Annotated in this window: 4 protein-coding genes and 1 tRNA gene; 2 read left to right on the forward strand and 3 right to left on the reverse strand. The window is 42.4% G+C overall.

Going from position 1 to position 9754, the window contains the following annotated elements:
* Positions 1-37: 37 nt before the first annotated feature.
* From ACFQ21_RS09565 to ACFQ21_RS09575, 3 genes are all read right to left on the reverse strand, one after another.
* Positions 38-2872, reverse strand: a complete 2835-nt coding sequence (locus tag ACFQ21_RS09565; RefSeq protein ID WP_377578212.1) for a TIM-barrel domain-containing protein — start codon at positions 2870-2872, stop codon at positions 38-40.
* 580 nt (positions 2873-3452) lie between these two features.
* The gene (locus ACFQ21_RS09570) at positions 3453-7583 is read right to left on the reverse strand and encodes a hybrid sensor histidine kinase/response regulator transcription factor (RefSeq protein WP_377578215.1); all 4131 of its coding nucleotides are present in this window, start codon (positions 7581-7583) and stop codon (positions 3453-3455) included.
* 101 nt (positions 7584-7684) lie between these two features.
* On the reverse strand, positions 7685-8485 hold the full coding sequence (locus ACFQ21_RS09575; RefSeq protein WP_377578218.1) for an RMD1 family protein: 801 nt from the start codon (positions 8483-8485) through the stop codon (positions 7685-7687).
* Between the two features lie 213 nt (positions 8486-8698).
* Here ACFQ21_RS09575 and ACFQ21_RS09580 point away from each other — a divergent pair, with 213 nt between their 5' ends.
* Complete coding sequence (locus tag ACFQ21_RS09580) at positions 8699-9463, forward strand: S1/P1 nuclease (RefSeq protein WP_377578221.1); 765 nt, start codon at positions 8699-8701, stop codon at positions 9461-9463.
* 135 nt (positions 9464-9598) lie between these two features.
* A tRNA-Asn gene (locus ACFQ21_RS09585) sits at positions 9599-9672 on the forward strand.
* The last annotated feature ends 82 nt before the right edge of the window (positions 9673-9754 follow it).

Here is a 9754-nt window from a genome sequence, read left to right on the forward strand (position 1 = left end):
GTTGTTTATCTCCAGTTTCCTTGCGGAAATTTGAATTCTATTTATGTTCTACGGTTAAAGATTTACCGTCATACGTTACCACCTGGTCTGCCTTGGTAGTAGCAGCTACTGCAGCAGCGTGGTCTTGCGTGATCCAGACTATATTTATAGTCCGTTTCTCAAGCATTCCATTGAATGAGCCCTGGCGCTCACCAATCGTTAATGTCTTAGCGGCTTCATTGTAAGTAAATGGTATAGAAGTATACTTACCTTGCTCATAGTTATAGTTTACACCTTCATCTTCATAAAGTGTAAAATTTCCGGCTTTACCGGTATACACGTAGAGCGTAAGCGGATCTGCAGGTTTTTCGCTGGTATATTGTATCTCAGGACCAACTGGTATAATCGAACCTTCTTTTACATATACCGGAATCCGATCCAGCGGAGCTACAGCTTTCACAGTCTGGCCACCGGTTAAATAAGCACCGGTATAGAAATCATACCAGCCTGTAGTTGATGGCAGATATACATCGCGGGTCCTGGCCTTATAAGTATATACCGGGCTGATAAGCAGGCTTGGACCAAACATAAACTGATCACCGATCTCATACACTTTATTATCCGCGTGGAAATCCATGATAAGTCCGCGCATGATGGTATAATTATCAAAGTAGCTATGACCAGCCAGTGAATAGATATACGGCATCAACAAGTATCGGAGTTTATCATAGTATACCAAGCTGTTATACTCCGTTGTGCCTTGTGGAGCAATGTTATATATCTCACGCAGCGGGAACTGACCGTGTGAACGGAACAGCGGGCAGAACGTTCCAAACTGGAACCAGCGGGTATTCAACTCGCGCCATTCGCTTTGAGTTTCACCGGTCAGGTTGTAATATCTTTTTTCAACGGCAAATCCTCCTATATCCATCGTCCAGTATGGAATACCAGATAATGCGAAATTTATACCCGTAGCAATCTGATCTTGCAGATCGCTCCAGCGTGATACTATATCTCCACTCCAGGTTGCTGCGCCATAACGTTGCTGACCTGCAAATGCAGAACGAGTCAAGATGAACACGCGCTTATCAGGACTTGATTTACGTTGTCCTTCATAAACACCTTTTGCATTCATGAGTGAATACGCGTTGAAGTATTTAGCACCTGGGCCCATGGCCGTGCTCATGTTTATCTTGCGTTCTTCTATAGATATATTCGAGTGAATATCTGGCTCGGTAGCATCCAACCACCATGCATCTACTCCTATAGAGTTTAAGTTTTTATCAATTTGTGACCAGAAGAGTTTACCGGCTTCGAGATTAAATGGATCATAGAAAGTAGATTCATATCCTACACCAACCCAGTCTTTTCTTTTCTTCTCGATATTGTGCATGTATAGGAAGCCATTCTTTTCCATCTCCTCATAATTCTTTGTGCCTTTATTGAATTTAGGCCACACCGAAATCATCAGGTTTGCGTGCAGATCATTATGTAATTCGTTGATCATGCCTTTCGGATCCGGGAAGCGTTTGAGATCAAATTCATGTGAACCCCATTTCGGATCTTCCCAATATTGCCAGTCGAGTACAATGTTATCAACCGGTATATTTCGCTTGCGATATTCTTTTACTACATCCACCATCTCCTGGCGGTTTCTGTAGCGCTCGCGACTTTGCCAGAAGCCCATAGCCCACTTCGGAACTATAGGAGCTTTACCGGTGATGTTTCGGTAGCCACTAATTACTTCATCTGCATTGTTACCTTTAATGAAATAGTAATTGATTTCATCGCCTACTTCACTGGCAAGTGACAGGCGGCTTTGTTCGTCTTGTGCAAATGGATCGAGATGTTTTACCCCCAGATAACCGGCATAGTCTGGTTTCCATTCTATTTTAAGCGTATGTTTTTCACCGGGCTTAACATCAACATTGAATTTGTTTGTCCATGGGTTCCAGTTCTGTCTCCACTTGTCAATAACCAGCGCACCGTCAACCCATATTTTTATATAGCCTGAAGAGTATACCAGGAACTTGTGAGCACCTGCAGCATCAGAAGTAAAAGAACCTTCCCATACTACTTTTCCTTCACCGGAAACATCTTTCGGAAAGCTGTCAACCTGAGGTGTTTCGAGAAACTCAAAATCAATCTTATTCTCTACTTTCGTTTCTTTCAGTTTATCGTCTTTTACATAATAGTCAGCAGTAAGACCACCCTCTTTACCATCCTTCGTAAAAAGTTTAAGTGTGCTCAGCGGCTGATATTCTCTCGGATCACCAAACTTGCTGATCGAATAGTTATCCCAAAGCAAACCATAGTTTTTGCTGGAGTATACAAAAGGAATTACATCAACGATGTTATGCTGCACGAGGTCAACATCTTCTCCTTTATAATTCATTTGTCCGTTCTGATGGCCACCCAAACCATAGAAGGCTTCGTCAGCAGGTGATTCAAAAACCTGGCGGATGGCGTATGATTTCAGATTGTCCACAGTAACCGGAGTGAATGACTTGCCTCCTCCCTGACGCTCTTGCAGAATTACCTGGCCGGTTGTGTCACTAAAAGATACTTCACCCGAAGTGAGTGAAATCTTGGCGCGAAGTGTTTTTGTGATTAATGAAAGCGCATCAGCCGATTCTTCCAGTTTCCAGGACGTTGATCCTTTTACTTCTGGAAGTACGACCAGACTTTGTGCTGTTGAAAAAGTATCAGCCGGAGTTGCTGTTACATGAATAATGTCATCTGAAATAACCTGGAGTTTTACACGCTTTGCACCACCCTCTTTAGAGTTGAGGGTTACAATAACGCCATCCTGAAGTTTCTCGTAGTTTGATTTGGTTGAACATGCGCTTATTAAAAGCGCCAACAAAAGGTTTAACAGTAGTAGTTTTTTCATTCTCATTTGATCTTCAATGCAACCGGTTTCCAAGCACAAAAACTCGTAATCGATTGCAGTAAAGGTAGACTGAGAAGTGGCCTTGAATGGGTATTCAAATGTCTGATCCTAGAGGCTCAATCGTTTTCAGACGGTATCAAAATGTTGCAAAACACTGGTTGAAATCGATTCAAAGAAGGAAATTTTGTTTTCAAAATTGTCGCAACGAGAAACAATAGTCCTCGCGTGTGTTGACACGGAACTCCCCTGCCTGAAAAACATTTGTCCCCTAGCCATGGCGTTGTTTCCTAGAATTTCGAAAAAAGTCGAAGTCTCGACAGACCGATCGGATACAGATCTCAGGATCTCAGAACATCCACAGAAAAAATCATCTCAATCAATAAAAAATAATAAAGGATAACGAAGCAGCAATTGCAATGTAAATCGCGATCTCAATGGCAAGCATAATCCTGCCCATGCGTTTCAGTTTCTCGTGTGACATTCCCTACATTAATCGGGTCAAATCTACTAACTGAAACAGCAGGCGAAGGTCACAGAATCGCTTTGATATAGGTTCGAATTGTCTCTTTTTGGGTGATAATTATACTGCACGCCTCCTTTTTCCCGCGGCATACGCGGAAGGAAGCACATGATACTGCTCTTTAAAGTAGCGGGCAAAGTATTTCGGATTGTTGAAACCAACCTGGTAAGCAATTTCGGCCACAGTTAACTGACTTTTCTCCAGCAACTGCGCGGCTTGCTGCAAACGAATGGTTCTGATAAACTCCAATGGTGATTTACCGGTAAGTGCAATGATCTTTTTATACAAATGAGCGCGACTTATGCCCAACTCACGACTCATGTCTTCTACCGAGAAGTCTGCTTTCGATACGTTGTCCTCCACACATTTCACTGCATTCTGAATAAATTTTTCATCCAGCGGAGTAATGTTCAACTCACTTGCCTTTACATCCAGTTGTTTCGGGAACGCACGATGAAATTTCTCGCGCTGCATGATCAGGTTCTGAATCCTTGAAGTCAGTATTTCAAAATTGAATGGCTTGGTGATGTAATCATCCGCTCCGGATTGAAAACCCTCTACCTTTTGCTCTTCGGCAGCGCGTGCTGTTAAAAGTATAACCGGTATATGGGATACACGTTGATCGGACTTAATTTTCTTACAAAAATCAATACCATTCATTTCCGGCATCATGATATCACTCACTACCAGGTCGGGTAATTGCTCCTGCACTTTCTTCCAGCCTTCTTTTCCATTTGCAGCTTCTACAATCTGGTAATCTGCCTTCAGGTTATCTTTCAAATAGAATCTGAAATCTTCGTTGTCTTCTACCAACAACAATAAAGGTTTCTTAACCAGTCGGGCACCTGCACTTTCTGCTATCGGTTCTTCATCCACCGGTTCTATAATTTCCTGAGTAATGGTTTCGGCCTGGCTTGAAGCATCCTGCAACGGTAGCCGTACTATAAAACGACTTCCTTTACCCGATTCACTCTCTACGGATATACTTCCACCGTGTATCTTCACAAATTCTTTTGTGATGGAAAGTCCTATACCGCTTCCCTGGTTCACCATACTCTTGGGAAGTTCGTTCTGAAAGAAGCGCTCAAAAATTCGCTCCTGTTTGTCAGGCGCTATACCTATACCAGTATCTTTCACATCTATACAAAGCCACTTGCCATCAACCTCAGTCTTTTGCTCTACCCCTACCGTTACAGCCCCGTGTTCAGGAGTAAATTTGAATGCATTGCTTAACAGGTTGAATAAAATCTTTTCCAGTTTATCCTGGTCGAAAATAGTCACGAGTGAGTTTACCGATGAATTAAACTTCAACTGTATCGCTTTCTTTTCCGATAAGTCTGAGAAAGAATATACCGCCTCTTTTATAAAATGAATAATGTCTCCTTCTGACGGATTGAATTTTATTTCCTGCACTTCAAGCTTTCTGAAATCAAGCAACTGGTTTACGAGGTTGAGCAGTCGCTTGGCATTGCGTTGTATCAGCAGAAATTGATTTTGCTGCTCCGTGTCTTTCACCTGCTTCAAGATCTTTTCGATCGGTGTAAGAATGAGTGTTAGCGGAGTTCTGAATTCGTGACTTACGTTGGTGAAGAATTTTATCTTCATCATATCCAGCTCGTGCATACGCATGGCTTCCTGTCGCTCCTGCTGAATGATGAACTTCATTTTCTCGCGTTGCTGAACAAGTCTCCGCGTGATGAGCAATCCGGTAATGATCAACACAAAATATATAACCAGTGCCGTGCGTGTTTTCCAGAATGGAGGCAACACTGCTATCTTTAGTGTAGCGCCTTTCTCGTTCCAAAAGCCATCGTTGTTGGCGGCTATAACGCGAAATGTATACTCGCCCGGATCAAGGTTTGTAAACGTTACACGTCTCGATTTACTATCAGCCGGCAACCAATCGGTATGAAAACCTTCAAGTTTGTATTTATACTTGTTCTTCTCCGGGTGAAAGAAATTCAATGCCGCAAACTCGATCGAGAAGACATCTTTACCCGGTGGAAGCCTGATTTCGGATAGGGTCGATATATCTTTTGGTAACAGTATATTTCCATCCACCAGCTCTTCTGCTTTTATACTCTCATTGAAAAGTTGAAAATCTGTAAAGACTACTTCGGGTACATCTTTATTTAATCCTAACTGTGACGGTTTAAAAATATTAAACCCGTTAGAACCTCCGAATATAAGTTCTCCGCGCGATGTCTTAAAAGCAGCATTCTCGTTGAATTGTTTCCCCTGCAAACCTTCAGGCTCACCGTAGTTGCTAAAGGTATAGATTGACTTACCATCAGGTGCCGATGTAATTTTCATTTGCGACAATCCATTCGGTGTACTCATCCAGATATCACCGCGATCATCTTCCAGTATGGTTAATATAGTGTTGTGCGGGAGACCATCTTCCTTAGTAAACACTTGAAATGAATTGTTTTTGCGATTAAACAAATTCAGCCCACCGGCAGTACCAATCCATATACGACCTTTTGAATCTTCACGAATATCAAGCACAGCATTGTTACTTAGACTTTGCGGATTACTGCTTTCACTTTCGTAATGAATAAACCGTCCGCGCTGGCGACTTAGGACGTCTACCCCGGCCGTTGTGCCGATCCACAAATCACCTTCGCGATCTTCCGTTATTGCCGCTATATAATCCGAGCCTACAGAGTTAAGATCAGTGGCACGATAATGCGAGAAAGACTGCGTACGTTCATCAAACAAATTAAGACCACCGTTCAGTGTTCCAACCCACAGCCGGTGCCGTGAGTCTTCATATATCTCCCAGACACTTTGATTGGACAAACTTGAGGGATCTGAAGGGTTGTTATTATAGCGTATAAACTTAGTGCCATCGTAACAGGTGAGTCCGCCATAATATGTACCAATCCACAACTTCTTCGTGTGATCTATATATAGGCTTACAATGACATCGCTACCTATACTATTGGTATTCGCGGGATTATACCGGTACTGTGTAAACCTGCCGGTGGCGCGATTAAAATATAGCAATCCTCCTCCGTTCGTACCGATCCATATATTTCCTTTATCATCTTCTACAAAACGATTTACATCCGCATAAGGCAGTCCGTACGGATTGGTGGGCGAGTGTTTATATAGCGGAAAGCGAACAATATTTTCATGATAATAACTCACACCGCGTTTATAGGTGCCTACCCAGATAATACCATCGGTATCTTTATAGAGAGTATTGATACTGTTCTGACTCAGGCTCTTTTCATCTTCATCATTGTGCGTGATATAGCGAATGGAAAAATCCCGTTTGTCGATCAGGTTGATACCTCCATGATCTGTACCTACCCAGATAAGTCCTTTATTATCCTGCTCCATGTCGCGCACAATGTTCGTATTGAGATGCGCGCCCGGGCTATCTTTATGTATATGTGTAAATGATTTATTGCCGCTATTGAAATAGAAAACGCCCTGATTATCATCTGCTATAAAAATCCAGAGGTCACCATCCTTATCGGTTAGCAAACGATATTTCCGTATAGCGGCTTTATTCTGTTTAAAGAGGTAGTCATTCCTATAGGTAACATAATGCTTGTTACCTTTTACTCCGATCTGTTCAATGATACCATTAGCATGAATAATCCAGTGACTTCCCTTTACGTCCTGCACCAGAGATACAACTGAATCGGATGCTATACTCTGTGCATCCTTTTCATGATGTCGTATTGAAACCGCATCACCACTTGATACTGTATAGCGAACAAGCCCGGCAGAGGCATGAATAAACCAGAAGTTACCTTCATAATCTTTCACAACATTATTTAAAGCTCCCTGCGGGATTTTATAGATATCATAAAAAGCAGAGAGGTTTTTCTGGAATTTTTCAGTCTGCGGATCATATAGTGTAAGTCCGGCTGTAGTGAGTACACCTATACGGCCGTCCGGAAGTTCAAATAAATCCTGTACAGCATTATGGATAATCGATGTCGTATCGCGCGAGTCGTGCTGAAATACTTTGACCGTATAGCCATCATACCGATTGAGGCCCGCAGCCGTGCCGATCCACAGAAAGCCACGTTTGTCTTTCAGAAAAGACAGTACCTCGTTATGTGAAAGTCCATCGTTAACATTCACATGCATAAACTTGTATGGCTCCGGTTGCGCCATTACCCCGGCCGCACAAGCGAGCAAAACTACTGTGCAAAAAATCCTCTTATCCATTCAACCAATCACTAACCTGCATGCAATTTACAGAATGCATACTATTAAAATTATATGTATTATGCCGCTAACGATATATGAAAATTAACAAACCGAGGCTGTCAGGCGGTGAGTTTAAGAATCTTTGAGATCAGCAGATCAAATACTTCTACCAGAATCAGGATAATAATGATGTATTCCAGCAAGCTGCTTTCACGCTGGTGAATGATTTCGCGAAACACAGAAAGGTTGTCTTCGATAATGCGCAAGGTATATTCTACCTCACTAAACCGTATACGCAAATCAAAATACTTCATCAATCCCTGGTGAAGTTTATCAAGATACTCATCGTCCCACACCAAATCGGGCGCATCGAAGATGTAAATATTTTCAGCTATGTCGTTTTGTGTATTGAGTGCTTTGCCGATAAACCGCATCATATTATTGCGACTGATCTTCAGCTTACCGGTGAGCTCCAACTGACGGGCAAAACTTTTTACTTCTGTGAGAAGTGTCTCGCTTACGCCATGGTAATAATCGAGCGCTACAGATTGCGCGAGGTTGAGCATGGCAATGCGAATCACTTTGTCGTCAAGACGATCGAGCACGATGCGATCAAAGTCAAATGCAATACCGGTTCGATCTTCAACAATCACCTCGTGGTCATCGCGCATCCAGTTCAGGGACGGGTTCTTCTGAAAACCCGACACGGTTTTTATAGCCCACTTCATTTCATCTTCGTTGTAACCGGCAAATACCACAACCCCGTAGTTACAGTAATATTGATACTTGCCTCCGCTGAAATTATAGTATAGCTCGGAAGATGAATCGGCCAGCGGTTTAATATCCAGGAACGATTTTATTCCCTTTATATCCAACTGACTGGCTATAAGAAATGCCGAAAGTTTTACGGTTTGTGTCATACGCAACTTACTGCCTATAAAGTTAAAAGAATAGCGTTACAGTGAAAGGCGATGGCCCGCGTGTAACATTGCCCGTAATAAACCGATAACATATCTTTTATATAAACGGATATTTGAAAACTGGTTATAAAATCGAGATTTGCGACTATAAAAAATCAATTAACCTATAAATACTGCTGTTACGGCAGAGTCTTGTATTTAAATCGAACCTCCATGAAAAAAATTGCTACACTTTGTCTGCTTACACTTTTGAGCTACGGATATGCCCACGCCTGGGGACAAACCGGCCACCGTGCCACGGGCTGGATTGCTGAAAAATACCTATCCAAAAAAGCAAAGCGGGAAATCGATCGGATTCTTTCCGGTCAGTCGCTTGCGATAGCGAGTACCTGGATGGATGAGATTCGCTCCGACTCTACCTATAATTACACGGCCGACTGGCATTGGGTAACAATCCAGGATGGCCAGACTTACGAGCAAAGTGTAAAAAATCCGAATGGTGACGTGATCCAGACAATCGAACGCATCATCAGTGAATTGAAATCCAAAAAATTTACGGGCAAAGAAGAAGCTGAGAGAATTAAAATGCTCATTCACCTGGTGGGCGATATTCACCAGCCGTTACACGTAGGCGGTGGCAATGACCGTGGTGGTAATGATGTAAAGATCATGTGGTTTCGCGTTGACAGCAACCTGCACCGTGTATGGGACAGCGATATGATCGATGATACAAAACTGAGTTACACCGAGTTGGCACAATCACTCGACAAACCAACACCGGTACAACTCACAAGCTGGCAAAATACTTCCGTTCGCGACTGGGCTTACGAGAGCATGGCCTATCGCAAACAGGTATATGATTATGGTGCAGGAAAACTTGGCTACCAGTATGGCTACAAACATTTTAACATCGTACGTGCACGCTTACTGCAGGCTGGTGTTAGACTGGCAGGAATTTTAAATGAGATCTACGGATAATTATATTTGTATCACGAATAAGGGAGTGAAATAGGATCACTGAAAAAATTGAATAAAAATTATCAGATTTTTTAGTGAGGATTTTGAAATTTAAACCACAAGTCCGTAATATTGCACTCCCAAATTCAAACGAATTCCTCCTTAGCTCAGCTGGTTAGAGCATCTGACTGTTAATCAGAGGGTCCTTGGTTCAAGTCCAAGAGGAGGAGCAAAAGAGAGAGCCACCAGTCCGGTGGCTTTTTTATTGTGTAGTTGTTTTGATTCGTTATGAGTTATTGTGCTTACATTCTT

Source organism: Ohtaekwangia kribbensis, from assembly GCF_042676245.1.
GTDB lineage: Bacteria > Bacteroidota > Bacteroidia > Cytophagales > Cyclobacteriaceae > Ohtaekwangia > Ohtaekwangia kribbensis.

Coding starts and splice junctions, on each gene's coding strand:
- ACFQ21_RS09565 (WP_377578212.1), bottom strand. CDS start 2,872: ATGAAAAAACTACTACTGTTAAACCTTTTGTTGGCGCTTTTAATAAGC.
- ACFQ21_RS09570 (WP_377578215.1), bottom strand. CDS start 7,583: ATGGATAAGAGGATTTTTTGCACAGTAGTTTTGCTCGCTTGTGCGGCC.
- ACFQ21_RS09575 (WP_377578218.1), bottom strand. CDS start 8,485: ATGACACAAACCGTAAAACTTTCGGCATTTCTTATAGCCAGTCAGTTG.
- ACFQ21_RS09580 (WP_377578221.1), top strand. CDS start 8,699: ATGAAAAAAATTGCTACACTTTGTCTGCTTACACTTTTGAGCTACGGA.